This window comes from Bradyrhizobium sp. ORS 285 (genome assembly GCF_900176205.1).
GTDB lineage: Bacteria > Pseudomonadota > Alphaproteobacteria > Rhizobiales > Xanthobacteraceae > Bradyrhizobium.
Genome location: NZ_LT859959.1, coordinates 5,920,002 through 5,945,378, shown reverse-complemented (window position 1 = coordinate 5,945,378; position 25,377 = coordinate 5,920,002). Strand labels below are relative to the sequence as shown.

The 25,377-nt window shown below is 65.8% G+C and carries 18 protein-coding genes and 1 pseudogene; 13 read left to right on the top strand and 6 right to left on the bottom strand.

Going from position 1 to position 25,377, the window contains the following annotated elements; genetic code table 11:
* Window positions 1–48: 48 nt before the first annotated feature.
* The 4 genes from glmM to BRAD285_RS26655 all read left to right on the top strand — a co-directional run bounded on the left by glmM (window position 49) and on the right by BRAD285_RS26655 (window position 4,419).
* The gene (glmM, locus tag BRAD285_RS26675) at window positions 49–1,398 is read left to right on the top strand and encodes a phosphoglucosamine mutase (RefSeq protein ID WP_006609248.1); all 1,350 of its coding nucleotides are present in this window, start codon (window positions 49–51) and stop codon (window positions 1,396–1,398) included.
* Window positions 1,399–2,068: 670 nt separating this feature from the next.
* Window positions 2,069–2,911 (top strand): outer membrane protein, encoded by an 843-nt coding sequence (locus BRAD285_RS26665; protein ID WP_244422179.1) that lies wholly within the window; start codon window positions 2,069–2,071, stop codon window positions 2,909–2,911.
* Between the two features lie 198 nt (window positions 2,912–3,109).
* Window positions 3,110–3,937 carry an outer membrane protein gene (locus BRAD285_RS26660; RefSeq protein WP_006611617.1) on the top strand — a complete coding sequence of 276 codons (828 nt, stop codon included), beginning with the start codon at window positions 3,110–3,112 and terminating at the stop codon, window positions 3,935–3,937.
* A gap of 26 nt (window positions 3,938–3,963) precedes the next feature.
* A complete protein-coding gene (locus tag BRAD285_RS26655) occupies window positions 3,964–4,419 on the top strand; it encodes a GNAT family N-acetyltransferase (protein WP_006611618.1) in 456 nt (151 codons plus the stop codon).
* Here BRAD285_RS26655 and BRAD285_RS26650 read toward each other — a convergent pair whose 3' ends face one another.
* A complete protein-coding gene (locus BRAD285_RS26650) occupies window positions 4,420–5,271 on the bottom strand; it encodes an amidohydrolase (protein ID WP_006611619.1) in 852 nt (283 codons plus the stop codon).
* Entirely contained in the window at window positions 5,268–6,254 is a 987-nt protein-coding gene (locus tag BRAD285_RS26645; protein ID WP_006611620.1) for an aldo/keto reductase, read from the bottom strand. Before BRAD285_RS26645 ends, BRAD285_RS26650 begins: the two co-directional genes overlap by 4 nt.
* A 110-nt stretch (window positions 6,255–6,364) precedes the next feature.
* On the opposite strand from BRAD285_RS26645, the gene BRAD285_RS26640 reads away from it, so the two are divergent.
* The 7 genes from BRAD285_RS26640 to BRAD285_RS26610 all read left to right on the top strand — a co-directional run bounded on the left by BRAD285_RS26640 (window position 6,365) and on the right by BRAD285_RS26610 (window position 17,487).
* On the top strand, window positions 6,365–6,655 hold the full coding sequence (locus tag BRAD285_RS26640) for a hypothetical protein (RefSeq protein WP_006611621.1): 291 nt from the start codon (window positions 6,365–6,367) through the stop codon (window positions 6,653–6,655).
* Between the two features lie 140 nt (window positions 6,656–6,795).
* A complete protein-coding gene (locus BRAD285_RS26635) occupies window positions 6,796–7,968 on the top strand; it encodes a phosphoserine transaminase (protein WP_006611622.1) in 1,173 nt (390 codons plus the stop codon).
* Between the two features lie 171 nt (window positions 7,969–8,139).
* Window positions 8,140–9,729, top strand: a complete 1,590-nt coding sequence (gene serA / locus BRAD285_RS26630; RefSeq protein ID WP_006611623.1) for a phosphoglycerate dehydrogenase — start codon at window positions 8,140–8,142, stop codon at window positions 9,727–9,729.
* 197 nt (window positions 9,730–9,926) lie between these two features.
* Window positions 9,927–11,597: a mucoidy inhibitor MuiA family protein gene (locus BRAD285_RS26625; RefSeq protein ID WP_085962791.1), complete on the top strand. Its 1,671-nt coding sequence runs from the start codon at window positions 9,927–9,929 to the stop codon at window positions 11,595–11,597.
* Between the two features lie 490 nt (window positions 11,598–12,087).
* Window positions 12,088–13,671, top strand: a complete 1,584-nt coding sequence (locus BRAD285_RS26620) for an ABC transporter substrate-binding protein (RefSeq protein ID WP_035646100.1) — start codon at window positions 12,088–12,090, stop codon at window positions 13,669–13,671.
* Between the two features lie 163 nt (window positions 13,672–13,834).
* Window positions 13,835–15,691: an ATP-dependent zinc metalloprotease FtsH gene (ftsH, locus tag BRAD285_RS26615; RefSeq protein ID WP_006611626.1), complete on the top strand. Its 1,857-nt coding sequence runs from the start codon at window positions 13,835–13,837 to the stop codon at window positions 15,689–15,691.
* Window positions 15,692–15,801: 110 nt separating this feature from the next.
* Window positions 15,802–17,487, top strand: a complete 1,686-nt coding sequence (locus tag BRAD285_RS26610) for a methyl-accepting chemotaxis protein (RefSeq protein WP_006611627.1) — start codon at window positions 15,802–15,804, stop codon at window positions 17,485–17,487.
* A 46-nt stretch (window positions 17,488–17,533) separates the two neighbouring features.
* Here BRAD285_RS26610 and BRAD285_RS26605 read toward each other — a convergent pair.
* Both BRAD285_RS26605 and BRAD285_RS26600 read right to left on the bottom strand, forming a co-directional pair.
* Window positions 17,534–18,888, bottom strand: a pseudogene (locus tag BRAD285_RS26605) (esterase-like activity of phytase family protein).
* 120 nt (window positions 18,889–19,008) lie between these two features.
* Window positions 19,009–19,953: a DMT family transporter gene (locus BRAD285_RS26600; protein ID WP_006611629.1), complete on the bottom strand. Its 945-nt coding sequence runs from the start codon at window positions 19,951–19,953 to the stop codon at window positions 19,009–19,011.
* Window positions 19,954–20,157: 204 nt separating this feature from the next.
* Between BRAD285_RS26600 and BRAD285_RS26595 the strand changes: the two genes are divergently transcribed.
* Together BRAD285_RS26595 and BRAD285_RS26590 are read left to right on the top strand one after the other, a co-directional pair.
* Window positions 20,158–20,763 (top strand): TetR/AcrR family transcriptional regulator, encoded by a 606-nt coding sequence (locus BRAD285_RS26595; protein ID WP_006611630.1) that lies wholly within the window; start codon window positions 20,158–20,160, stop codon window positions 20,761–20,763.
* A gap of 29 nt (window positions 20,764–20,792) precedes the next feature.
* On the top strand, window positions 20,793–21,572 hold the full coding sequence (locus BRAD285_RS26590; RefSeq protein WP_006611631.1) for a sulfite exporter TauE/SafE family protein: 780 nt from the start codon (window positions 20,793–20,795) through the stop codon (window positions 21,570–21,572).
* A 10-nt stretch (window positions 21,573–21,582) separates the two neighbouring features.
* On the opposite strand, the gene BRAD285_RS26585 is transcribed toward BRAD285_RS26590, so the two are convergent.
* Together BRAD285_RS26585 and mgtA are read right to left on the bottom strand one after the other, a co-directional pair.
* Entirely contained in the window at window positions 21,583–22,512 is a 930-nt protein-coding gene (locus BRAD285_RS26585; RefSeq protein WP_006611632.1) for a DMT family transporter, read from the bottom strand.
* 143 nt (window positions 22,513–22,655) lie between these two features.
* Window positions 22,656–25,214: a magnesium-translocating P-type ATPase gene (gene mgtA / locus BRAD285_RS26580; protein WP_006611633.1), complete on the bottom strand. Its 2,559-nt coding sequence runs from the start codon at window positions 25,212–25,214 to the stop codon at window positions 22,656–22,658.
* Between the last annotated feature and the right edge of the window lie 163 nt (window positions 25,215–25,377).

The following is a 25,377-nucleotide window of genomic DNA, read 5'->3' as shown; positions in this document are numbered from 1 at the left end:
TTCGCACCCGCCGGTAACGAAATCCAGAAAGCCGTTGCTGGGGGTCAAATGAGCCGTAACTATTTCGGGACCGATGGGATTCGTGGCCGCGCCAACGGCCTGATCACGCCGGAACTCGCGCTCAAGGTGGGGCAGGCCGCAGGTCTTCTGTTCCAGCGCGGCGAGCACCGCCACCGGGTGGTGATCGGCAAGGACACGCGCCTCTCCGGCTACATGATCGAATACGCGATGGTGGCCGGCTTCACCTCGGTCGGCATGGACGTGCTGCTGGTCGGCCCGATGCCGACGCCGGCGGTGGCGATGCTCACCAAGTCGATGCGCGCCGATCTCGGCGTCATGATCTCGGCCTCGCACAATCTGTTCGAGGACAACGGCATCAAGCTGTTCGGGCCGCAGGGCTTCAAGCTGTCCGACGATGTCGAGAAGCAGATCGAGCAGCTGCTGGATGAATCGCTCGAGAAGAAGCTGGCGCAGAGCGCGAGCCTCGGCCGCGCCCGTCGCATCGACGGCGTGCACGACCGCTACATCGAATTCGCCAAGCGCACGCTGCCGCGCGACCTCTCGCTCGACGGCCTGCGCGTTGTCGTCGATTGCGCCAATGGCGCGGCCTACAAGGTCGTGCCGGAGGCGCTGTGGGAGCTCGGTGCCGACGTGATCTCGATCGGCGTGGAGCCGGACGGCTTCAACATCAACAAGGAATGCGGCTCGACCTCGCCGGAGGCGCTGTGCCGCAAGGTGCGTGAGATGCGCGCCGACATCGGCATCGCGCTCGACGGCGACGCCGACCGCGTGATCCTGGTCGACGAGCGCGGCCATATCGTCGACGGCGATCAGCTGCTCGCGGTGATCGCGCAGAGCTGGAAGGAGGACGGCCGGCTGGCGCGTCCGGGCATCGTCGCGACCGTGATGTCCAATCTCGGCCTCGAGCGCTTCCTGCAGGGGCAGGGGATGGAGCTGGTGCGCACGCCCGTGGGCGACCGCTACGTGCTCGAGCGCATGCTGGCCGACGGCTACAATCTCGGCGGCGAGCAGTCCGGCCACATCATCCTGTCGGATTATGCGACGACGGGCGACGGCTTCGTCGCCGCGCTGCAGGTGCTGGCCACGGTGCAGCGGCTGCGCCGTCCCGTTTCCGAGGTCTGCCACAAGTTCGATCCGCTGCCGCAGATTCTCAAGAACGTACGGTATCGCAGCGGCAAGCCGCTCGACGCCGATGAGGTGAAGTCGGCGATCGACACCGGCCAGAAGCGCCTCAACGGCCACGGCCGCCTGCTGGTGCGCTCCTCCGGCACGGAGCCGGTGATCCGCGTCATGGGCGAGGGCGACGACCGCAATCTCGTCGAAGAAGTCGTCGACGAGATCGTCGCTGCGGTCGGCAACGCGGCTGCTGCGGCCTGATCATCGACTGATCGCTCCATCAGTAAAGCCTGCCATCCTTCGATGGCAGGCTTTTTGTTTGTTGGTTCGTTGGCTACGTCGCGCATACGGGACTCAGCGTCCGATTGAGGTAAGCTGCTTCGGCGCGGCCGGTGCAACCTCTCCCCGCCCTTTGCGGGGAGAGGTCGGATTGCGCAGCAATCCGGGCGAGGGGCATGGCACGTACGGGGCCAAGATCAAGGTCCGTCGGACGGGCACGGACTTCGCCTCGATGAAGGATGTTGATATCACATCGCATGTCATTTTGCTGAGCTGATCCAGAATTAGTTCGTCGCATAAGAGGGGCACCGCCCGTGCCGCTGCCCCTCACCCCAGCCCTCTCCCCGAAGGACGGGGAGAGGGAGCGCACCGCCGCTGCGGCGATAACTCATGTCGCGGTTATCTAAGTGAGATGACCTCGTGAAGCAGTCGGACTCAACTAATGAGTTGGCAGCCCACGGAGGGACACACTGGCCGCTAACCAATCATTAGGACACGTTGCGCGGCCGTTAACGGTTCCTGCGCGCTCACGAAATATCAACCCTAATAATTAGGGTTAAGCGCTGCTTAAGCATTTGGTGCGATTGTACAGCCGTCAGTTGTGATGTGGGGCCCATTTCCGAACGCCTCACCGGCCAAAGGGACGAAGCCAATGCGTAGCGTTATGTCTTTGATCGCCGCCGGAGCGGCCTCTCTGTTTTCAACTTTGGCCTTTGCGGCCGACATGCCGATCGCGCCCCCGCCCGTGTACGCGCCGCCGCCGGCGGCTGATTTCGGCGGCTGGTATCTGCGCGGCGACATCGGCTTCAGCAACCAGAAGGTCAAGGACGTTCATTACAGCCGCGAGTCGGCCTATACGCCGATGACCTCGTTCCAGCAGACCTCCGGCTTCGATACGGCCGGCATCTACGGCGTTGGCGTCGGCTATCGCTTCAACAGCTGGTTCCGTGCCGACGTCACCGGCCAGTACCGCGGCAATTCGAACTTCAAGGGCACCGACCTCTTCAATGCGACGGCTGGCGGCGTGCCGTATAGCGGCATCGACAACTACACGGCCAGCAAGTCCGAATGGGTCGTCATGGCCAACGCCTATGTCGATCTCGGTACCTGGTGGTGCGTGACGCCGTTCATCGGCGCTGGCGTCGGCGGTTCGCGGGTCACGATTTCGAACTTCACCGACACCGGCATCAACAACCTGCCGTTCACGACCACGAGCTTCGCCACGGCGACGACGTCCTCGAAGTGGAATCTCGCCTGGGCGGCCCACGCGGGTCTCGCCTACAACGTCAACCCGAACCTGGTGCTCGAACTGGCCTACAGCTATGTCGACCTCGGGCAGGGACAGACCGGCGTGCTGTCGACCTATACCGGCACGACCACCGGCAACGTCTTCAAGTTCAAGGACATCACCTCGCATGACCTGAAGCTCGGCGTGCGCTGGAACTTCGACAATCCTCCGCCGCCCCCGATGATGCCGCTGATCCGCAAGGGCTGATCTGGGCGATCCTTGTTGTGAGTAAGCAAACGGCGCGGGTTTCCCGCGCCGTTTCGCTTTTCGTCGTCATCGTCCCATCGATCCAAAGCTGCGTTTTTGCCGAAAGAATTCACGCGCGCCGCGTTCCGGAAACGGATGATTAAGGTTAACGCGCGATGATCGCTCATCAAGAGTTCAAGTGCTGATTGGAGCGTTGCGATGCGTAGCCTGGTGGTGGCGGTTTCGGTGTGCGGCATGGTCTCGGTGGCCCAGGCCGCCGATTTGCCCGACCTTCCGATCCTGAGAGGCGGCCTGACCGAGGGCCTGAGCAACTCGCGGGTCAACTGGGACGGCTACTATGTCGGCGTCCAGGGCGGCTACGGCTCGTCCGACGAGAACTTCAACGGCTCGACCAAGAACATGACGGCTGCGCTGCTCGCAAACACGATCATCGAGAGCCAGATGCAGGTGTCGTCCTGGGACAGCAACCTCGGCAAGCAGTCGTCGCGGGGCTCGGCCTGGGGCGCGTTCGCCGGCTACAACAGCCAATGGGACGACGTCGTGCTCGGCGTCGAGGCGAGCTACATGCATGGCAAGTTCGGCGGCTCGGCTTCGTCGAGCCGCTCGCTGATCAGCACCGCCGCGCTGTCCGACGGCTTCTATCATGGCGTCATGGTCACCCCGACATCGCAGATCTCGATTTCGGATGTCGCCACGATCCGCGGCCGTGCCGGCTATGCGATGGGAAGCTTCCTGCCCTATGCCTTCTTCGGCCTCGGACTCGGCAATGCCACGATCGGGCAGACCGTCACCGTTCGGGACGTCAGCTATAGCGCCGTCACCAACACCTACGGCACGCCGGTCACGCTGACGGCCAACAACCTCCAGCACAATCACCTCGTCTATGGCTACAGCGCGGGCGCGGGCGTCGACATCAATCTGGTCGGTGGCCTGTTCGCGCGGGCCGAGTACGAGTACATCCGCTTTACGTCGACCGTCGACACCAACATCAACACGGTGCGCGCGGGTCTCGGCTACAAGTTCTGAGGCAGTCGTTGCACCGGGTCGACTCGATGTCTGTCACCATCCGCCCCGCGCGCCGCGAAGATGTCGGCGCGATCGTCGCGATGCTCGCCGACGACCATCTCGGTCGTGCGCGGGAGCGGGTCGAGGAGCCGCTGCCGCAGTCGTATTTCGATGCGTTCGAGGCCATCTCGCGCGACGCCAACATCATGCTGGTGGTGGCCGAGGAGGCGGGCCGGGTGGTCGGCTGCCTGCAGCTGTGCATTCTGCCCGGCCTGAGCTCACAGGGGGCGTCGCGGGCGCTGGTCGAGGATGTCCGCGTCGCGACCGATCGGCGCAGTCTTGGGATCGGCGAGCAGCTGCTGCAATGGGCCATTGCCGAGGCGCGCAGTCGCCGCTGCAATCTGGTCGAGCTGATGACGCATCAGAGCCGCACCGACGCGCAGCGCTTCTATGAGCGGCTCGGCTTTGCCAAGAGCCATTTCGGCATGGTCATGCGGTTCTGATCAGGAGCGCAGGCGGTACGCTGCAATCGCATTCGGGCCGAACGCCTTGTCGCGAATCTCCGGACCAAGCTCCGCCAGGCAACGCTCGAGCGCCTGCTTGATCGCGTCATACTCGCCCGCAAGCAGACAGACCGGCCAGTCCGAGCCGAAGATCAGCCGGTCGCGGCCAAAGCAGTGCGCGACATGCGCCACATAGGGCTGTAGCCGCTCGGCGTCCCAATCGGCCCAGACCGCTTCCGTGGCGAGCCCCGACACCTTGCACCAGACATTGCCGCAAGCCGCGAGCTCGGCGATGCGATCAGCCCAGTCCTGGTCGAAGCCGGTGGCGATCGGCGGCTTGGCGGCGTGATCCAGTACGAAGCGTGCTCTCGGGAAGGCGCGCACCGTCGCGATCGCCGCTGGCAGCTCGCGCGTGCGCACCAACAGATCGTAGGTCAGGTCATGCGCGAACACGGCCTCCAGTCCGCGCCGGACATCGCCGCGAAAAATCCAAGCCGGATCGGCCTCGTCGTGAACCTGATGGCGGATGCCGACCAGCCTGTCGCCGCCGGGCAGACCGCGCAGCCGCTCGATCGTCGTGCCCACGCCTGCGTCCGTCAGGTCGACCCAGCCGACGACGCCGGCGACGAACGGCCACTCATGCGCGATGCGCAGGAACTCCTCGGTCTCGTCGAGCGAGGATCGCGTCTGCACCAGGATGCTGGCGTCGAGGCCGTTCCGGGCGAGCAGCGGCGCGAGGTCTGCGGGGCCGAACGGGCGGCGGATCGGCGCCAGCGCATCGCCGGCCATCCACGGGTAGTCGGCGCGGCCGGGATCCCAGAAATGCTGATGCGCATCGATCCTCCGGCTCATGCCGCGTCTCCCGGCAGCGGCGAGCTGGCATCGACAAGATGGCTGGCGCGCAACGCGCGCCAGAACGCGGGCGGAATCGGCGCCTGCGCCAGTGCGATGTTGTCGGCAGCCTCCTGTGCGTTGCGCGCGCCCTGCAGGCCGACCGTGACGGCCGGATGAGCGAGGCAGAACTGGATGGCCGCGGCTTTGAGCTCGATGCCGTGCTGCTTGCACAATGCATCGAGCTGGCGTGCGCGCGCCACCAGGGCTGCATCCGCGTCCTCGTAGTTGAACTTCGCGGGGCCATGCGGATTGGCGAGAATGCCGCTGTTGTAAATGCCGCCGAGCAGGATGGCGATGTTCTGTCTCTTGCAGATCGGGAACAGGGTGGTCAGCGCACCCTGATCGAGCAGCGTGTAGCGGCCTGCCAGCAGGAAGCAGTCGACCGGCGCGGCCTCGGCGAAGCGCGCCAGCATCTCCGACTGGTTCATGCCGGCCCCGATTGCCTTGATGCTGCCGTCGTCGCGCAGCCGCTGCAGCGCGCGGAAGGCGCCCGCGACGGCCTCGTCATAGTGGTCGTCTGGATCGTGCACGAGCAGGATGTCGACACGGTCGAGACCGAGCCGCACCAGGCTCTCCTCGACGGACCGCATCACGCCATCATAGGAATAATCGAAGTGCGGCCGCAGTGCCGGCACGCCCTTGTAGTGCGGATCTTCCTCGGTGGCCGTTGCGTCCGGGCGCAGCAGTCGCCCGACTTTGGTGGAGATCACATAGCCGTCGCGCGGCTGCGTGCGCAGGAAGGCACCGAGCCGCTGCTCGGCGAGGCCGAAGCCATAAAGCGGGGCGGTGTCGTAGAAGCGCACGCCGCGCGCCCAGGCGGCCGCGATCGTCGCCTCCGCATCGCCGTCGCTGACCGGCTCGAACAGCCCGCCGAGCGGCGCGGTGCCGAGGCCCAGCCGGGTGACATCGAGCGAGCTCCTCCCGAGACGGACGCGTTGCATTGTTCTATCCTTGTTGTTCGTCGCGTGCAGATCGCTTCATTGTGCATGAGCATGTCCGACGACACAACGCCGCGGCGTTGTGCGACACGGCACGAGGAGGGGAACGAACGATGGCGGAGATCAATGCCCTGACGGCGCTCGGCGTGACATTGGCAACGGCTCTGACCGACGCGGTCTACGTCATGTTCACGTCGGCCGTCGTCGCGCGGCGGCGCTTGCCGGCCGCAAACTGGAGCGCGATCTGGTACACGCTCTCGTCCTTCGCGGTGATCAGCTACACGGAGAATTGGATCTATGTCGGCTTTGCGGCGGTCGGCTCCTGGATCGGCGCCTACGCATCGATGACGTTCCTGCATCGTCCATCGCAAGGACAGGCGCCGATCGGCGCCGCGCCGGAGTGAGCGCGCTTGCATGCCAGCCAATTCTGCGTGAACGGCAACAAGCGCGCGCGAAGTTCCTTGACGCGGAACGACCCTTCGCTTAATCACGCCAGCGGGACACCTCCCCCCAACGGGAGGCTTACTATCTGGAAGGATAGACGATGACTGCAGCGAAGCCCTCGCAGCGGCCTGCCGTGCCGCATTTCTCCTCCGGCCCCTGCGCCAAGCGCCCCGGATGGACCGCCGAAAATCTCAAGGACGCCCCTCTCGGCCGCTCGCATCGCGCGAAGATCGGCAAGGCCAAGCTCAAGCAGGCCATTGAGCTGACGCGCGAAGTCCTCGAAGTGCCGGCCGACTACAAGATCGGCATCGTGCCGGCGTCCGATACGGGCGCCGTCGAGATGGCGCTGTGGTCGCTCCTCGGTGCCCGGCCCGTCACCACCATCGCCTGGGAGTCCTTCGGCGAAGGCTGGGTCAGCGACATCGTCAAGGAGCTCAAGCTCAAGGACGTCACCAAGCTGCATGCCGGCTACGGCGAGATTCCTGATCTGTCGAAGGTTGATCAGGCGAGCGATGTCGTCTTCACCTGGAACGGCACCACCTCGGGCGTGCGCGTTCCGAATGCCGACTGGATCAGCGCGAGCCGTGAGGGCCTGACGATCTGCGACGCGACGTCAGCCGCGTTTGCGCAGCCGCTCGACTGGCCGAAGCTCGACGTCGTCACCTTCTCCTGGCAGAAGGCGCTCGGCGGCGAAGCCGCGCATGGCATGCTCATCCTGTCGCCGCGTGCGGTCGAGCGTCTCGAGACCTACAAGCCTGCGTGGCCGCTGCCGAAGATCTTCCGCATGACCAAGGGCGGCAAGCTCAATGCCGGCATCTTCGAGGGCGAGACCATCAACACGCCGTCGATGCTGTGCGTCGAGGACTATCTGGACGCGCTGAACTGGGGCAAGTCGATCGGCGGCCTCAAGGCGCTGATCGCGCGCGCCGACGCCAACACCAAGGTGCTGGCGGACTGGAAGGCGCGCACGCCGTGGATCGACTTCCTCGCCGCTGATCCCGCGATCCGCTCCAACACGTCGGTGTGCCTGAAGGTGGTCGATCCCGCGATCACCGCGCTGTCGGCCGATGCTCAGGCCGAGTTCGCCAAGAAGCTGGTGTCGCTGGTCGAGAAGGAAAACGCCGGCTTCGACTTCGCGCATTATCGCGACGCGCCGGCCGGCCTGCGCATCTGGTGCGGCGCCACGGTGGAAGCGAGCGACGTCGCGCTGCTGACGCAGTGGATCGACTGGGCGTTCGCGGAAGCCAAGGCGGCGCTGCCGAAGGCGGCCTGAGCCCCATCGAAGCTTCGTAGGGTGGGCAAAGGCGCGTGAGCGCCGTACCCACCGACTACGTCACCTCACGCGAGAGTGCGGTGGGCACGCTTCGCTTTGCCCACCCTACGGCTTTCCCTATCCCGGCGCGATGCGCCGTCCCTCGCAAAGAGGGCGTGAAGGATCATCGTCATGACCAAGCCCAAAGTTCTCATTTCCGATGCACTGTCGCCGGCGGCTGTCCAGATCTTCAAAGACCGCGGTGTCGAGGTCGACTTCCAGCCCAATCTCGGCAAGGACAAGGACAAGCTCGCCGACATCATCGGCGACTATGACGGCCTCGCCATTCGTTCCGCGACCAAGGCGACCGCGAAGATCATCGAGCGCGCCAAGCGGCTTAAGGTGATCGGCCGCGCCGGCATCGGCGTCGACAATGTCGAGATCCCCGCGGCGACCGCCAAGGGCATCATCGTGATGAACACACCATTCGGCAATTCGATCACGACCGCGGAGCACGCGATCACCATGATGCTGTCGCTGGCGCGCGAGATCCCGCAGGCCGACGCCTCGACGCAGGCCGGCAAGTGGGAGAAGAACCGCTTCATGGGCGTCGAGATCACCGGCAAGACGCTCGGTGTGGTCGGCTGCGGCAATATCGGCTCGATCGTGTGCGACCGCGCGCAGGGCCTGCGCATGAAGGTGATCGGCTTCGACCCGTTCCTCACCGAGGAGCGCGCGCGTGATCTCGGCGTCGAGAAGGTCGAACTCGACGAGCTTCTGAAGCGTGCCGACTTCATCACGCTGCACACGCCGCTGACCGACAAGACCCGCAACATCATCGATGCCCAGGCGATCGCCAAGACGAAGCCGGGCGTGCGCATCATCAACTGCGCGCGCGGCGGCCTGATCGACGAGGCGGCGCTGCTCGCGGCGCTCAACTCCAAGCACGTTGCCGGCGCGGCGCTCGACGTGTTCGCCGAGGAGCCCGCGACCAGCAATCCGCTGTTCGGCCACGCCAACGTGATCTGCACGCCGCATCTCGGCGCGTCCACGACGGAAGCGCAGGAGAACGTCGCGCTGCAGATCGCCGAGCAGATGTCGGACTATCTGCTCACCGGGGCGATCTCGAACGCGATCAACTTCCCCTCGATCACGGCGGAGGAAGCGCCGAAGCTGAAGCCGTTCATCGCACTGGCCGAGAAGCTCGGCTCGTTCGCGGGCCAGCTCACCGAGAGCAGCATCACCAAGATCCAGATCACCTATGAGGGCCAGGTCGCGGAGATGAAGACCAAGGCGCTGACCTCGGCGGTGCTGGCGGGGCTGCTGCGGCCGATGCTGGGCGAGGTCAACGTGGTGTCGGCGCCGGTGATTGCCAAGGAGCGCGGCATGGTCGTCGACGAGGTGCTGCGCGCCGGTGAGAGCGACTACGAGAGTCTGATCTCGGTCGCGGTCACCACCGAGCAGCAGGAGCGCGCGGTGTCGGGTACGGTCTATGCCGATGGCAAGCCGCGGCTCGTCGACATCAAGGGCATCCGTGTCGACGCCGAGTTCGGCAAGTCGATGATCTATGTCACCAATGAGGACAAACCGGGCTTCATCGGCAAGTTCGCAAGCCTCCTGGGTGACGCCAAGATCAACATCGCGACCTTCCATCTCGGCCGTGTCGCGCCGGGCAGCGACGCCATTGCGCTGGTCGAGGTCGACGGCGCGGTGCCGGCCGATCTGCTCGCCAAGATCCAGGCGCTGCCGCAAGTCAAGCAGGCCAAGGCGCTGGCGTTCTGATCCCAAGGCCGTCTCGATCCAGCTATCAGGGCAGCACGGCAAATTCAGCCGTGCTGCCTTTGTCATTTTCAGCGACATCAAGTGATCATCGCCGCCAGCCTTGATTGAACCCGGCCAACTTTCCCTGCGTCTAACGCCCGTTGAAGGACCGGCTGATCCGGTCCCGAGGGCGCTGGGCTGCGGAGAAAGTGATGACTATGCGAAACAAGGGCCTGATTGCCACGGGTCTCGTCCTGGGCGCGGCGCTGACGGCCGTGCCCGGCCATGCCGCGAACCTCGACGCCTCGTCCACGGTCGATGCGGTCACGGTCTATCCCGATGGCGCGACCGTCACCCGGGTCATCTCGCTCGATCTTCCGGCCGGCGACTCCACGGCGGTCGCCAAAGATTTTCCGCTCGGGCTCGATGCCTCCTCGCTCCGCGTCGAAGGCGAGGCCGGAGCGAAGCTCGTGATCGGCACCGTCGATGCCAAGCCACCGCGCGCGGCGCCGCCGGTCAATCTGCCTGAGATCGACAAGCGCATCGAGGCGTTGAAGGACGAGCGCGCTAATCTCGATGGCGCGATCGCCGCTGCTCTTGCGCGCAAGAAATTCGCCGAGCGATTTGCAGAGACGTCACCGGCCGGCCTCGGCGAGAAGGGCGAGGCGCGCCCCATCGCAGAGTGGCGCAGCGCATTCGCCGCCGTGGCCGAAGAGGTCGGTCAGGCCGACGCGGCGATTCGCGATGCCGAGCGCAAGCAGCGCGAGATCGATCGCGAGGTCGCGCGGCTGCAGGCCGATCGGGCGACCAAGCCGCCGAGCAGGATGGAGGTTCAGATCGAGCTGTCCGCGGCGGCCGCGACCAAGGCGCAGTTGCGCGTGACCTACGCCGTCCGCAACGCCCGCTGGGTGCCGCTGTATGACGCGCGTCTCGATACGTCGGCCAGGGATCGTAAGCCTGCGCTCGAGCTGGTCCGCCGCGCCGAGATCCAGCAGAGCACTGGCGAGGACTGGTCCGACGTCACGCTGTCGGTCTCGACGGTGCGAACGGGACGCGGCGGCAGCGCGCCCGAGCTGCGGACGGTGGTCGCGCAATATCCGGCGCCGCCCGCTCCGCCAGCGCCGAAGCCGGCGGCCGTCGGCGTATCGAGGGGTGTGTTCGAGCGAACGCAGGAGTTCCACTTTGGCGGAGGGACCACTTTCGACGATGTCGCGGACAAGGCGGTCGAGCAGCAGACGGTTGCGGAGATCAGCGCCTACCAAACCGCCTTCCGTCTTCCCGGGCGCGTCAGCATTGGTGCCAATGATGGTGCCAAGAGCCTGCGCATCTCGACCGCGACGATCACTCCTGATCTGGTGATTCGCTCCGTGCCTGTCATCGACCCCACCGCCTATCTCGAGGCCAGCTTCAAGCAAGCTGAAGATGCGCCGCTGCTGCCGGGGAAGGTCTCGATCTATCGGGACGGCATGTTCGTCGGCACCTCGAAGCTTGCGTCGTCCGGCAAGGACGAGACCGTTCGTCTCGGCTTCGGTGCCGACGACAAGGTCAAGGTCGAGCGCGGCGTGGTCAAGCGTAACGAGGGATCTGCCGGTCTCATCGTGACGACGGCGAAGGTCGACGAGCGCGCTTTCAAGACGACGGTTCGCAACGCGCACGATTTCCCGGTGAAGGTCGCGATCCAGGATCAGCTGCCGGTCAGCGAGAACGAGGAGATCACGGTCGAGATGCTGCCGGCCACCACGCCGCCGACCTCGACCAACGTTCGCGACCGCCGCGGCGTCACCGAATGGATGCTCGATGCCAGGCCCGGTGAGACGAAGGAGATCTCGTTCGCGTGGCGCATCCGCTGGCCAAAGGACAAGACGGTGGTGATGAGCCCATCGGGTTAGCCGATCGCGGGCGGATGGCCGAGTGACAGACATCCGCCCGTCACAACGATCGTCCTATCAACTTGAGATCGGGGCGCGGAGACCGTTGGTATCAGGAGTTTCAGAGTCTGCTCCGACATGGTCGGCGCGATCGACGCAGCTGCGGCCTGATTGCGTCATGTCTGCCCTCATCCGAACTTAAAGCCGTCGTAGATGCCGGCAATGCCGTGTCTTCACCCGGACGCGGACGCAAGTAGTAAGCGGCGGCATTCGGACGTTACGGCTGCAGGATACGGGAAAAAAGAGCTTTCGCGTCAAGCGGCCGTAGGAAGAAATGACCGGCGTGTCCCGATCTTCGGGACCAAGCCGATTCTTTCCCGACGTTTCCGGCATGCCCAATCGTCATGACGATATCCGAAATACCGCAACCGCGACCAGCGCGGTTGATCTCCTCCTTGCGTTCGGTCTGCGCGTCGCGCGGCGGATAGGAACGGAGGCCTCGGTCTACAAGATGCGATTTTTGTCTCTCGCCTCGCGCCTCGCGCGGCGCTCGCGTTGCCCGGCGATTCTTGCTGCCGTCGTCCTGACGGGGAGTGCAAGTGGCGCTCTCTCGGCTGACAATGTGAATCTGGTCCGCGAACTGGCCGGCCGTGTCGGCCCCATCGTCGGCTCGTCCCAGGCATGCACCAGCATCGCGGCGCGGCGCGTGCAGGCGATCCTCACGAAATTTCAGGAAGCGATCCGCGAGGCGTCGACCAATCCGAACGATCGCAACGAGCTTGCCCGCGAGTTCGAGCGCAATATCGCGGAGGGCCGTGCCGCGGTCAACGCCGGCCGCGCCGACTGCCGGCTGGTCGAGCGACAGCTCGCCGATCTCGAGCGGAGCGTCAGCGCGCCGCCAACCCCGCAGGCCACGGTTGCGCCGGCCGCCGCCAATGCCGCCACCGGCACGGTGAGACCGGTGGCATCCGGCAATGTGCGCGGGGTGACCGATCAGGAGATCCGCTTCGGCATGGTCATCCCCTATACGGGGAGCGCGAAGGAGAACGGGCAGAGCTACAAGCGTGGCATCGAGGTGGCGTTCGCGCGGACCAACGCCGCCGGCGGTGTCAACGGACGCATGCTCAAGCTGATCGCTGCCGATGACGGCTTCGAGCCCTCGCGCACGCCGGAAGCGATGAAGCTGCTCTGGGACAAGGAGCAGGTGTTCGGCTATCTCGGCAATCTGGGCACGCCGACCGCGGCCGTGGCCGTGCCCTTCGCGCTCGAACGCAAGGCGTTGTTCTTCGCGCCGTTCACCGGCGGCAGCGTGGTGCGGCGCGATCCGCCGGATCGCTATGTCTTCAACTACCGGCCGAGCTTCGTCGAGGAGGCCGACGCCGCGGTTCGCTATCTCTTGAAGATGCGCAAGATCAGGCCGAACCAGATCGCGGTGTTCGGGCAGAACGACGATCTCGGCGAGCAGGGCTTTGCCGGTGTCGCCAGGGCCTATCGCGCGGCCGGCCTCAACGACAAGGCGATCGTGCGGCTGCTCTACGCTCGCAACTCGATCGACATGGACGAGGCGGTCGCTCAGCTCAAGGCGCAGAAGGTGCCGATCAAGGCCATCGTGATGGTCGGAACCACGCGGCCGGCAGCGAAGTTCATCGAGAAGACGCGCGACCTGTATCCCGGCATGATCTACACCAACATGTCGATCGTCGGCGCCACCGCTTTGGCGCAGGAATTGATGCTGCTCGGCCCGCGCTTCACCGAAAACGTCATCGTGACGCAGGCGGTGCCGGCCGTGTCCGGCTATTCGAGTACGGTGCTCGATTTCAAGACGGCGCTTTCACAAGTCGCGCCAGGCGAGGTGCCGGACTACATCTCGCTCGAAGGCTATATCGCCGCCAACCTGCTGATCGACGCGCTGAAGCGTTGCGGGCCGCAGCTCGATACCGAGCGCCTGGTGGAAGCGCTGGAGAGCACGCGCAATCTCGACATGGGCCTCGGCGCCGCGCTCAATCTGAGCCGTGGCGATCATCAGGCGCTGCATAAGGTCTGGGGCACCCAGCTCGACAAATCGGGAGTCTATCAGCCGATCGACCTGGAATGATCCGGTTCAGGCAGGCATCCGGCGCTGTCGGCTGCCCGCCGGCCTGTCGGCCGGACTTGATCCAGGACAAGCGGCCCGAGGGGGGCGCTTGTTAAACGCTCGTGCAGCTCCGGGCCGTGATCATCGTGGATCGATGCTCGGGAGCACTGGACGAGTGCCCGACATGGAATCCGATCCGAACACCCGCAAGCAGGCCATTGCCGTCGGCTATATCTTCCTGGCCGGCGTCGGCATGCTGCTGCTGCAATGGCTGCTCACGACCTACAACACCGTCGAGACCATTCCCTACAGCCAGTTCGAGCAACTGGTGGAGCAGGGCAAGATCGCTGAGGTCTCGGTCAGCCAGGACACCATCCAGGGCAAGTTCAAGGACAAGCAGGCCGACGGAAAGACGGCGTTCATCACGGCGCGCGTCGATCCGCCGCTGGCTGAGAAGCTCGCGACCAAGGGCGTCACGGTGACCGGCGTGCCCTCCGGCGGCGTGATCCAGACGCTGCTGTCGTGGGTCGTGCCGGCGCTGATGTTCTATCTCATCTGGGTGTTCCTCGGGCGCAAGGTGATGGACCGCCAAGGTTTTGGTGGCCTGATGTCGATCGGCAAGTCGCGCGCCAAGGTCTATGTCGAGACCGATACCAAGGTGACCTTCGCCGACGTCGCCGGTGTCGACGAGGCCAAATTCGAGCTGCAGGAGGTCGTGCAGTTCCTGAAGGACCCGAAGAGCTATGGCCGGCTCGGCGCCCACGTGCCGAAAGGCATCCTGCTGGTCGGTCCGCCCGGCACCGGCAAGACGCTGCTGGCGCGCGCGGTCGCGGGCGAAGCAGGCGTCGCGTTCTTCTCGATATCAGGCTCTGAATTCGTCGAGATGTTCGTCGGCGTCGGCGCCGCGCGGGTGCGCGATCTGTTCGAGCAGGCGCGCAAGGCCGCGCCCTGCATCATCTTCATCGACGAGCTCGACGCGCTCGGGCGCAGCCGCTCCGCCGGCGCGCAGATGGGCGGCTATGACGAGAAGGAGCAGACGCTCAATCAGTTGCTCGCCGAGCTCGACGGCTTCGATCCGAGTTCGGGCGTCATTCTGCTGGCAGCGACCAACCGGCCGGAAATCCTCGATCCCGCGCTGCTGCGCGCCGGCCGTTTCGACCGACAGGTGCTGGTCGACCGGCCCGACCGAAGCGGGCGGCTTGCGATCCTCAAGGTTCACGTTCGCAAGATCACGATGGCCGAAAGCGTCGACCTCGACAAGGTCGCCGCACTGACCGCGGGCTTCACCGGCGCCGATCTCGCCAACCTGATCAACGAGGCCGCGATCGCTGCGACCCGCCGTGGGGGTCACGAGGTGACGTTCGAGGACTTCACCACGGCAATCGAGCGCATCGTGGCCGGCATCGAGAAGAAGAGCCGCGTGCTCAGCCCGGCCGAGCGCCGCCGCGTCGCCTACCACGAGATGGGGCACGCGCTGGTCGCGGCCAATCTCGCCGGCGTCGATCCGGTGCAGAAGGTCTCGATCATTCCGCGCGGCGTCGGCGCGCTCGGCTACACGATGCAGCGCCCGACCGAGGATCGCTTCCTGCTCGCAGTCAGCGAGCTGAAAAACCGGATCGCCGTGCTGATGGGCGGCCGCGCCTCCGAGCAGATCATCTTCGACGGTGACGTCTCGACCGGCGCGGCCGACGATTTGCAGCGGGCGACCGAGATTGCGATCGAGATGGTCACGAAGTACGGCATGGACAAGACTGTCGGCCAGCGCACCTACGCGCCGCGGCCGCAGGCGTCGTTCCTGCAGCCGCAGGACCAGATCGTGTCGGCGGCCGAGGACACCGGTCGCGAGATCGACCTTGCGGTGCGCGACCTGATCGCGGAAGGCGGCGCGCGGGCGCGTGCGATCCTCGACGGCCATCGGCCAGACCTCGAGCGCGGCGTTGAGCTGCTGATCGCCAAGGAGACGCTCACGGCCGAGGAATTCGCGCCGTTGCGGCCGGCCTTCGGTCCGGTCGCGCCGGTGGATGCTGCCTTGCCGAGCTGACCCGGGTTTTTACGGGGGGCGTTCGCAACCGAACCCTAACGATCGCCTGATCATTTAACCGGCAGCTAATCTTGACAGGCTGTTGAGATCGATCGGGCGGAGTTCGTCGCGTGCTGCTGAACAATATGAGGATTGCCCCCAAGCTGGCCATCGTGGTCGGTGTCGCTCTCCTGGGGCTCGCCGCAGCCGGAACCTTTGCCGCCGATCTGATGCATCGGGAGATGGTCAACGCTCGCATCGAGCAATGCCGGGCGATCGTCGAGACCGCGCGCAACATGGCGCTGGGCCTCATCAAGGAGGTCGAAGCCGGCAAGATGACGAAGGAGGCCGCGGTGGACGAGTTCGTCAATCGCGGCCGGACCATGACCTTCGACAAGGGCATGGGCTATCTGTTCGCCTACACGATGGACGGCAACGTCGTGATCTCGCAGGACATGAAGCAGCGCGGCTCCAACGTGATCGATTTCGAGCTCAACGGCCGCAAGCTGGTGGTCGAGCTGCGCGATGGCGTCGCCAAGAACGGCGAAGTCACCTTGCACTACGAATATCTGCGTCCCGGCCAGGAGCAGCCGACCCGCAAGATCTCTTACGCGGTCGCAATTCCCGGCTGGAATACGTTCGTCGGCACCGGGGTCTATGTCGACGATCTCGACGCGAAGATGAAGCCGCTGAAATGGCTCATGTGGATGGCTTGCGCGGGCATCGCGGTCATCGCCGGCGGCATCGCCTGGCTGATCAGCCGCAGCATCAGCGTGCCGCTCGATCGTCTCGGTGGCCGCATGCGCGAGATCGCGGACGGCAAGCTCGATGGCGAGATTCCCGGCGTCGGCCGGGGCGACGAGATCGGCGGGATGGCCGCGACGGTCCAGATCTTCAAGGACAATGCGCTACGCATGCGCGAGCTCGAGCAGGCGGAGGCTGCGAACAAGCAGCGTGCCGAGGCGGAGCGGCGCGCCGCGATGCAGAGCCTTGCGGCCGACTTCGAGCGCAGCGTCAACGGCATCGTGCGGTCGGTGGCGTCGGCGGCCGAGGGCATGCAGCACACGGCGGAATCGATGACGTCGACGGCGAGCGATGCGAGCTCGCGCGCCTCGACGGTCAGCGCGGCCACGCAGAGCGCGAACGACAATGTCGGCACCGTGGCATCCGCAGCGGAAGAGCTGTCGAGCTCGGTCAACGAGATTTCCCGCCAGGTGGCCCGGTCCAGCGAGATCGCCAGCAAGGCGGTCGGCGACGCCGAGCGCACCAACGCCACCGTGCAGGTGCTGTCGACCGGCGCCGAGAAGATCGGCGAGGTCGTCAAGCTGATCCACTCGATCGCAGCGCAGACCAACCTGCTGGCGTTGAACGCCACCATCGAGGCCGCGCGCGCCGGCGAGTCCGGCAAGGGCTTTGCGGTCGTCGCCTCCGAAGTGAAGGCGCTCGCCAACCAGACCGCCAAGGCCACCGAGGAGATCTCGGCGCAGGTCGCGGCGATGCAGACCTCGACCCAGGACGCAGTCACCGCCATCAGCGGCATCACCCAGACGATCGCGCAGATGAGCGAGATCACCAATTCGATCTCGACCTCGATCGCGCAGCAAGGCGATGCGACGCGCGAGATCGCGCGCAACATCCAGTCCGTCGCCGCGGGCTCGAACGAGATCAGCGCCCATATCGGCGGCGTCACCAAGGCTGCCGAAGCCACCGGCATGGCGGCGTCCGAGGTGCTGAATAGTGCCCGCGAGCTCGACAGCCAGTCCGGCCTGCTGCAGCAGGCCGTTGACGGCTTCATGGCCAAGGTGCGCACAGCCTGATGGGAGTCGGCGCTGGCGTCGCAACGCCAGCGCCTCCGAAGACCTCTTACTTGGCCTTGAGGAAGTCGCCGACCTCGAGCAGCACGAACTCGTTGTCGTCGGCCTTGTTGGGATCGCGGCTCGACGAGAACGGCAGGTTGTTGTCGTTGCCGACGATGATGTGGGTGTCGTCGACGCGATCGACGTTCTCGATGGTGAAGAACGGGAAGGTGAGGACGCCGTCGTTGAGCGGCTTGCGCGCCTTCTTGTCCGGGTCCTTGATCTTCATCAGGTCGATATAGGCGATCTTGCGGACGGCTTGCCGACATTGGCATCGGACAGCTCGATTTTGTAGACGCGCTTGAACTTGGCGAGATCGGGGAAGCAGTTCTCGCCGCGCGTGCCCTGCGGGCAGGCCTTGTCGGCGGTGCCCTCGCCATTGTCGCGCTCGATGATCAGGCCCTGGGCCGGATCGATCATGTTGAAGTCGCCGATCGCATTGCCGTTCTGCTCGAACACATATTGCCAGTACCGGCCGGTGAACTTCTCCGCGGCGACGTCGAATTCGAGAATGCGCGAGGCTTCCTTGCTGTCGACCTTCTCCCAATCCTTCTTCTCGGCGTCCCACAGTGGTCCTTCCAACAGGCCGTAGATGAACTTGCCGTCGGTGGACGAGGCGAAGCCCTCGAAGCCCTTCGAGCGCCGCAAGTTGACGTTGGTGTAGGTCGCTCCGGGCGCGCCCGGCGACTGCACAGCCCAATGGTCGGGCGAGCGCACCGGCTTGCCGTCGGCGACCGTCTCGAACACGGCGAGCACCCTGCCGCTCTTGTCCGCCTTGATGATGTAGGGGCCGAACTCGTCGCCGATCCAGATGGTGTCGCCGATGACCTGGAAGCCTTCCGTGTCGAAATCGGAGCCGGTCAGATAGCGCTTGGCGGTGGCCTCGTGGACGATGCGGAACGGCACCTTCTTGTCGGGATCGTGCAGGAAGATCGTCTCCAGCCGCTCGACCTTGCCGCCTGCCCAGTCCATCTTATAGCGATTCAGATAGAGCATCGAGTCCGGCGAGTTGTAGCGCGAGCCCATGCCGTTGTCGGTCAGGACCCAGAACGTGCCGTCGGCCATCTTCTTGATGCCGGAATGGCCCTGCAGCGGCTGCCCCTTGAACGGCAGGGAGACGCCGGTCGGACGCTCATAGGATTTGCCCATCACGCTGCCGATGGCGTCGACGCGCTTGCCGGTGGTGTATTTGCCGGATGTCTTGAGATCATCAGGCGCATCGGCGGGGGCGTCGATGAAGGATTCGGCGGGCATTACGGCGTGACCCGCCAGCATGGCCGGGAATTCACCCTCGCCTTGGGCGAGTGCCGCGCCGGCGCCGAGGGCGAGGACAGCTACGGTGGTAAGCAGATATCGGTGCATGGGAAGCCTCCTGCGAGCTTGAACCATGCGCGTTGTGGAGAGGGCGCCTGACGCGACGCTGACACTTCGATGACAGTCGGATGATGGCGGCCCGGCTCGCTGGGGCGTCTTGCCGCATGCTCAGTGTTTAGGCGCCGGGCCCGGCTTGCGGAGCGGCACGCGGGAGGCGATCACGACGCCAGCGATGACCAGCGCGTAGCCCCCAAGGTGGAACGGCTTGAGCTCCTCGCCGAGCAGCAGGATCGCGAGCACCGAGCCGAACAGCGGCACCAGATGCAGGAACGGCGCGGCCCGGTTCGGCCCGATCAGGCCGATGCCGCGGTTGAAGAACAGATAGGCGAGCGTCGAGGCGAACACCACGACGTAGCCGAGTGTCAGGACCGACAGTAGATCGAGCTGCAGCACGAAGCCGGAGCTGTATTCCCAGGCCGCCAGCGGCAGCAGCAGCAGAGCGCCCAGGGCGGTGCAGGACGCGATCAGCGACAGCTGATGCACGGCCGGCCGCCGCGTCATGACGGCGGAGTAGATGCCGAACACCAGCAGCGCGCCGGCAAACATCAGGTCGCCGCGGTTGAACTGGATGGCAGCCAATGCGCCGAGGTCGCCGCGCAGCAGGATCACCAGCACGCCGGTCAAGGACATCGCAATGCCGGCGAACTGCGCCGCCGTCAGCCGCACCCCGAACAGCACGAGCGACCACAACGCCACGAACAGGGGAGCGGAGGACTGGATCAGCAGGCCATTGAGGGCCTGGGTGTACTGCATCGCCCAATAGGACAGCGCGTTGTTGATGGCAAAGCCGGTCAGCGCCAGCACCAGCAGCAGCGGCCAGTTCGCCAGCAAGGTGCGCCAGTCTCGTACGAGATGCTGCCGCGCGAACGGCCACAGCATCAGGAAGGTTCCGATCCAGCGGATGCAGGACAAGGTCAACGGCGGCACGTGGCCGGCGACATAGCGCGCCAGCACGATGTTGCCGGCCCAGAACAGCGAGGCCAGCGTCAGCAGCAGGTAGGGCTGGTTGTTGAGCCAGGCCAGCGGCGAGGTCGGATGAGATGGGGCGGGCAAGGAATCGGCTTCTCTTGGTAGTCTAAGCTTGTGCCCGAAACCGCCGGCGGGACAAGAGCGCCCCGCGGGATGGGGCCATGCCGAAAATCGAACGGGTCTTTACAAAACGAATATTCGTTTTGTATGATTTTGACGGACATCGGAGCACGAAGTCGCGATCGAGCCGGGGCGGCCATCATGCGGCCGGGCGGGCAGGAGCTGCGCATGCCGAAACTCAAGCCTGAGACGATGGCCGCGCGCCGTGACGAGATCCTGCAGGCCGCCGAGATCTGCTTTGCGCGGCAGGGGTTCCATCAAACGACGATCGCCGATGTGATTGCGCAATCCGGTCTGAGCGCGGGCTGCATCTACGGACATTTCGCCAGCAAGGAAGAGCTCATCCAGGCGATCGGCGAGCACCGTCATGCCCGCGATGCGGCCCTGTTGGCCGCGGCGCGCGACATCTCCGATCCCTTGGACGCGTTGCGCGCCATCGCCCGCGCCTCGCTTGCGGATATGCAGAAGGAAGAGGGGCTGCGCAGCCGCCGCATCGCGCTGCAACTCTGGGCCGAGGCGCTGCGCGACGACGACATCCGCGCCCAGGTGACGGACGGCGTGCGCAAGCCCGTCGCGCTGATCGGCGAGCTGCTGCAGCGGGGCCAGCGGCTCGGGCTGATCGACCGCTCCGTTCATCCGCGCAGCATGGCCCGCACGATGGTCGCAATGTTCCAGGGCTTCGTGCTGCAGCGGCTGTGGGGCGAACCGTTCTCCTCCGCCGAAGCGATGACCGCATTCGAGACGCTGTTGACGGGACTCGCTGTGCGGCGGTGAACACCAAAAGGGCGGGCGAGGTCGAAGCGATGAACGTTCCTGATCTCATCGGCGGTCTCGGCACCGGGCTGGTCGGCGGCTTCACCTCGGGCCTGCTTGGTGTCAGTCCTGGCGGTGGCCTCGTCGTGTTTGCCGTGCTGCTGCTCGGGGCCGAGCAGCACGTCGCGCAGGGGCTCTCGCTGGTCGCGCAGATCCCGCCGACCAGCGCGGCCGGCATCAGGCGCTATTGGGAGAGCGGCAGCCGGATGAGCGCGACGATCTTGCTCTGGCTGGCTCTCGGATTCCTCATCGGCGGCATCGTCGGCGCGCTGATCGCCAACGCGGCGACAGCGGCGGTGCTGCGCTGGGCCTATGTCGTCTACCTGCTTCTGCTCGACATCCTGCTGCTGCGCCGCCGATCGCAGAAGCAGCCGGCCGACTCGCCGGACGCGGTGCCTGAGCCGCAGCGCGGCGCGTTGCTGGCGGTCGGCTGCGCGGCCGGCGTGTCCTCAGGCTTTCTCGGCATCGGCGGTGGATTGGCAACGGTGGTCGGCTTGAGCGCGGTGCTCGGCATGGCGCAGCACCGGGCCCAGATGATCAGCCTGGCGCTGACGCTGGTACCCACGACGATCCCGTCGGCGTGGATCTATTGGCAGCATGGCGCCATGCCGCAATGGTCCATTTTAGCCGCGGTGATCATCGGCCTTGCGGTCGGCACCGATGCCGGCGCGCGCTTGGCGAACCGCGTTCCGCCGGACCGGTTGCGGATCCTGCTGATCGGCTTCGTCTCGCTGATGACAGTCTACATGACCCGGAAGGCGCTGGGATGAGCCGTTCGCATCAGGTCGCCTGCTTGCGCGAGGCGGCGTAGACGCCGGCCAGCACCAGCGCGAAGCCGATCACGTGGAAGATCTGTGGCTGCTCGCCAAGGAAGACGAAGGCCATGATCGAGCCGAACACCGGCACCACGTGGAAGAACGGCGCGGCGCGGTTGGCGCCGATCAGCAGCACGCCGCGATTGAAGCAGAGATAGGCGATGGTCGAGGGGAAGATCGCGACGTAGAGCAGCGACAGCAGGTTCTGGGTGTCGAGCGTCATCACCGGCCGCGTGTTGAGCTCCCAGACCAACAGGGGGATCAGGCTGGCCGCGCCGCAGCCGAAGGTGAAGGCCACCATCGACAGGCCATGGATCTGCGGCCGCTTGATCGTCAGCACCGAGTAGAAGCCGAACACTGCCATCGCCAGCAGGAAGATCAGGTCGCCCTTGTTGAAGCTGATCTCAGCCAGCGCAGTCGGGTGGCCCCGCGTCAGAATGAGCAGCACGCCGCCAAGCGACAGCACGATGCCGACCGCCTGCGCCAAGGTGAGATGCACGCGCAGCAGCAACATCGACCACAGCGCGACGATCAGCGGGCCGGCCGACTGCAGCAGCAGGGTGTTGAGCGCCTGGGTGTACTCGAGCGACCAATATTGCAGCGTGTTGAAGGCGCCGATACCGGTCACCGACAGCGCGATCATGATGCCGAGCTTGGAGCGGATCGCCGGCCAGTCCTGGCGGAGCTGCTTCCAGGCGATCGGCAGGATCAGCAGGAACGCCAGCGACCAGCGCAGGAACGACAGAGTGACGGGCGGGATGTGACCGGCTGCGAGGCGGCCGACGATCGAATTGCCCGCCCAGCACAGCGCCGTGATGCTGAGCAGCACATAAGGTTGGTTGGCGATCCAGCCGCGCGCGGATGCGGTGGATGCTGTGGGATCGGCGGCAGACATGCGGCGGTGTTGGTCCCGATTGGTATGCCCTGGACATCCGGCCCGGTGATCCCGGCCGCTGGTCCTCCCGGCCTCCTCGACAGACACCAATTGCGACTGCCCATCAAGAGGGCAGATGCATCGCGACCATGCAGCGGCGGCGGTCATGGACCTCGTTGGTGATGCCGCCGGTGAGTTCGTCCAGCCCTGGATTGCACGGCGAATGATTTGAGACCTTCGGCGCAGACCAGATAGATGGCGACGAGGGCCGCGATCGCGGCCAGCATCGCGATCGGGGGCGCCACGAAGCCGAACCAAGCGCCCGCCGGCGTGAACGGCACTGTCATCGCGACGCCCAGTGCGATCAGTGACGACGCCGTCAGCATCGGATCGGCCCGGTTGCTCCAGGGACGTCCGTTGGTCCGGATGATGAAGATGACCAGGATCTGCGTCGCCATGGACTCGAGGAACCATGCGGTGCGGAACTCGTCCGGGGTGGCGTGGAACAGATAGAGCAGGGCGCCGAAGGTGAGGAAGTCGAACAGCGATGACAGCGGGCCCATGATGGCGGCAAAGCGCAGCAATCGCTTCATGTCCCAGCGCTGCGGCCAGGCGGTGGCCTGCGGGCTGACGCGGTCGAAGGGAATGCCGAGCTCGGAGAGATCATAGAGCAGGTTGTTGAGCAGGATCTGCGTCGGGAGCATGGGCAGGAACGGCAGCATAATCGACGCCACGGCCATCGACAGCATGTTGCCGAAATTCGAGCTCGCGCCCATCCGGACATATTTGAGGATGTTGGCGAAGGTCCGCCGTCCCTCCTCGACGCCATCGGCGACGACCTCGAGATCCGAGGCCAGCAGGATCATGTCCGCCGCGGATTGCGCCACGCCGGTGGCGCCGTCGACGGAGAGACCGATATCGGCGACCTTCAGCGCCGGCGCATCATTGATGCCGTCGCCGAGGAAGCCGACGACCTCGCCCGACGCCTGCAGCGCCTTCACGATGCGCGATTTCTGATCGGGCGCCAGCCGGCCGAATGCGTCGGCGGTTCGCACCTGCACCGCGAGCGCATCGTCGCTCAGCTCGGCGATGTCGCTGCCGGACAGCACGCGGTCGGCTTTCAACCCGACCAGTCCAGCCAGCCGTTTGACGACGACTGGATCGTCGCCGGAGAGAATCTTCAGCGCGATGCCGGCGCGGGCAAGCTGCGCGATCGCGGCGGCCGCGGTCGGTTTGGGCGGATCAGCGAAGGCGCACAGCCCCTCGAAGATCAGCTCCTGCTCGTCCTCGGTCTCGATCTCCCGCGGTGCGCCGCTCCACGATTTCGAGGCGACCGCGACGGTGCGGAGTCCGTCCCGGGCCAGCGCATGGACGCGCTCGCGCATCTCGTCGCGACCTTTGTCGTCGAGCGCGATCACGCCGCTGGCTTGCCGTTGCTGCGTGCAGAGCTCGATCACGGCCTCCGGCGCGCCCTTAACGATCAGGACCTGATCCGGTCCGCGCACCGCGAGCACAGAGCCGAGCCGGCGCGAGAAGTCGAAGGTCTGCTGGCCGCCGAGAGTCCACCCCACCGCAGCATGGTCGGCGCCCGCGACCAGCGCCGTATCCAGCGAGCCGCGATCGCCGCCGAGTGCTGCGGCAATGGCGCCGAGCTCGGCCGGGCGCGGGTGATCGCTGCCATCGGGCGCGATGCTGCGGGCGAGCGTGATCTCCGCCGATGTCAGCGTTCCCGTCTTGTCGGTGCACAGCACCGACATCGCGCCGAGATCGTGAATGGCCGCGAGCCGCTTCACGATGACCTTGCGCTTGGCCATGCGGAGCGCGCCGCGCGACAACGTCACCGTGGTGATCATCGGCAGCAGCTCGGGCGTCAGCCCGACTGCAAGCGCGACGGAAAACAACAGCGAGTCGAGCACGTCGCGGCCGAACATGACGCGAAAGGCGAGCACGATGAGGACGAGGGCCAGCGTGAGCCGCGCGATGACGAGGCCGAATTCATGCAGGTCGCGCTCGAACGGCGTGCGCCCCTGCGCTTCCGCCAGCGCCGAGGCGGCCGCACCGAACATCGTATTTGGTCCGGTATTGACGACGAGGGCAACGGCTTCGCCAGTCTGCGCCACGGAGCCGCGGAACAGCGCGTTCGAGGTGTCGTTGTCACCGGCGGCAGGGCCAGCCTGCTTCGTCACGGGGTAGGGCTCGCCCGTGAGTGCCGCCTCGCCGGCCGTGAAGGCCTTGCTCTCGATGATCAGCGCGTCCGCCGGCACGATGTCGCCGGCGCGCACGCGCAGAATGTCGCCGGGCACGACGGCGTCCACCTCGATCTCGCGATAGGCACCGTCGCGCTTCACCTCGGCCTTCAACGCCACCGACCGCCGCAGCTCCTCGGCCGCCCTGACGGCGTGTCCCTCCTGCACCGTGTCGAGCCCGATCGACAGCGTCAGGATCAGGACGATGATCGCGCCGCCGATCACGTCTCCCGTGGCCATCGAGATGATGCCCGCGACGAGCAGGATCAGCGACAGCGGCTCGAGCAGCCGGCGCATGATGGCGCGCAGCGGGCCGACGACGTGCGATGGCGTATCGGCATTGCGGCCGTAGCGCAGCAGCCGCTGCGTGGCGTCGGCTTCGTTCAGGCCATCGAGGCCGCAGGCGAGTGCTTCGCCCGCCTGGGCGGGAGCGAGCCGCCAGAACTTGTGCAGGACGGAGGTCGTTTCAGTGGTCACAGGCGCCCGTTCATGTTCGTGGACGAGGTGTCGTGGCGATCGTGTCTGATTTGCATGAAGGATCGCGCCGCGGTTGACCTAGCGCAACATCCTGATGCGGCCGTGACCTAGTTTGCCGAGAACGGGCCGTGGGGCTGACGGCCGCACATTCACGAGGACGAGA

What these genes read in the sequence shown, in the direction of transcription:
- BRAD285_RS26590 (WP_006611631.1), top strand. Translation starts at nt 20,793, where the DNA reads ATGAACGTTCCTGATCTCATCGGCGGTCTCGGCACCGGGCTGGTCGGC.
- BRAD285_RS26620 (WP_035646100.1), top strand. Translation starts at nt 12,088, where the DNA reads ATGCGATTTTTGTCTCTCGCCTCGCGCCTCGCGCGGCGCTCGCGTTGC.
- BRAD285_RS26660 (WP_006611617.1), top strand. Translation starts at nt 3,110, where the DNA reads ATGCGTAGCCTGGTGGTGGCGGTTTCGGTGTGCGGCATGGTCTCGGTG.
- BRAD285_RS26585 (WP_006611632.1), bottom strand. Translation starts at nt 22,512, where the DNA reads ATGTCTGCCGCCGATCCCACAGCATCCACCGCATCCGCGCGCGGCTGG.
- BRAD285_RS26655 (WP_006611618.1), top strand. Translation starts at nt 3,964, where the DNA reads ATGTCTGTCACCATCCGCCCCGCGCGCCGCGAAGATGTCGGCGCGATC.
- glmM (WP_006609248.1), top strand. Translation starts at nt 49, where the DNA reads ATGAGCCGTAACTATTTCGGGACCGATGGGATTCGTGGCCGCGCCAAC.
- serA (WP_006611623.1), top strand. Translation starts at nt 8,140, where the DNA reads ATGACCAAGCCCAAAGTTCTCATTTCCGATGCACTGTCGCCGGCGGCT.
- BRAD285_RS26650 (WP_006611619.1), bottom strand. Translation starts at nt 5,271, where the DNA reads ATGAGCCGGAGGATCGATGCGCATCAGCATTTCTGGGATCCCGGCCGC.
- BRAD285_RS26645 (WP_006611620.1), bottom strand. Translation starts at nt 6,254, where the DNA reads ATGCAACGCGTCCGTCTCGGGAGGAGCTCGCTCGATGTCACCCGGCTG.
- BRAD285_RS26640 (WP_006611621.1), top strand. Translation starts at nt 6,365, where the DNA reads ATGGCGGAGATCAATGCCCTGACGGCGCTCGGCGTGACATTGGCAACG.
- ftsH (WP_006611626.1), top strand. Translation starts at nt 13,835, where the DNA reads ATGGAATCCGATCCGAACACCCGCAAGCAGGCCATTGCCGTCGGCTAT.
- BRAD285_RS26625 (WP_085962791.1), top strand. Translation starts at nt 9,927, where the DNA reads ATGCGAAACAAGGGCCTGATTGCCACGGGTCTCGTCCTGGGCGCGGCG.
- BRAD285_RS26635 (WP_006611622.1), top strand. Translation starts at nt 6,796, where the DNA reads ATGACTGCAGCGAAGCCCTCGCAGCGGCCTGCCGTGCCGCATTTCTCC.
- BRAD285_RS26595 (WP_006611630.1), top strand. Translation starts at nt 20,158, where the DNA reads ATGCCGAAACTCAAGCCTGAGACGATGGCCGCGCGCCGTGACGAGATC.
- BRAD285_RS26665 (WP_244422179.1), top strand. Translation starts at nt 2,069, where the DNA reads ATGCGTAGCGTTATGTCTTTGATCGCCGCCGGAGCGGCCTCTCTGTTT.